This is a genomic window from Bacillus sp. BML-BC051, assembly GCF_019656175.1.
In the GTDB taxonomy this organism is placed as follows: domain Bacteria; phylum Bacillota; class Bacilli; order Bacillales; family Bacillaceae_G; genus Bacillus_A; species Bacillus_A mobilis.
On sequence record NZ_BPLI01000091.1, the window covers coordinates 1 to 572 of the forward strand.

General features: G+C 30.1%; 1 protein-coding gene. It reads right to left on the minus strand.

Translation table 11 applies throughout. From position 1 onward, the window contains the following. Positions 1 to 102: 102 nt before the first annotated feature. Positions 103 to 432: a hypothetical protein gene (locus K5S59_RS27600; RefSeq protein ID WP_212982302.1), complete on the minus strand. Its 330-nt coding sequence runs from the start codon at positions 430 to 432 to the stop codon at positions 103 to 105. Positions 433 to 572 lie beyond the last annotated feature (140 nt).

The window sequence follows — 572 nt, forward strand, 5'->3', positions numbered from 1 at the left end:
TAAGTTGATGGGCATGTGGTGCTACCCCTACAATAAAATTCCGTACATTTAATTTATAAACAAAAAAATTGCATCAAAAAAAGAAGGGAGATTCCCTTCTTTTTACGTCGGACTATTCTCTTCATCATCTCTAGTAAAATAAAAGACCACAGGCACGATAAAAAAAGTAGCCCATATACAATACATACTTACGTTCACACATTTTTCAACAAATCGATAAAGCGTTCCCTCGAGAGAAAATAAGATTAAAAATGCATACATCAAAGACGATAGTATTTGTATTATCAATGAAAAAATACCAAACCCCATCACAAAGTTTACTCTATTCCTAACCCTTTCACTTGTATCTTCTTTCAATTCGTTTCGTAAATAAAGAAATAATAATAAAGGTACAATAACATCCACAATAATCCAAAACCAGATACCTTCCATGAAAAACCCACCTTTAATATAACAATACAACAATTTTATCATAAAGAGACAATATCTGTATTGTTATAGGTTTATTTAATAACAGATCTTTTTCTCCACTTTTATAATATATAGCGTAGAAATCTATTTCTGCGCTATAT

Bases quoted from the DNA above. Each gene is read 5' to 3' on its own strand.
- K5S59_RS27600 (WP_212982302.1), bottom strand. From the start codon at position 432: ATGGAAGGTATCTGGTTTTGGATTATTGTGGATGTTATTGTACCTTTA.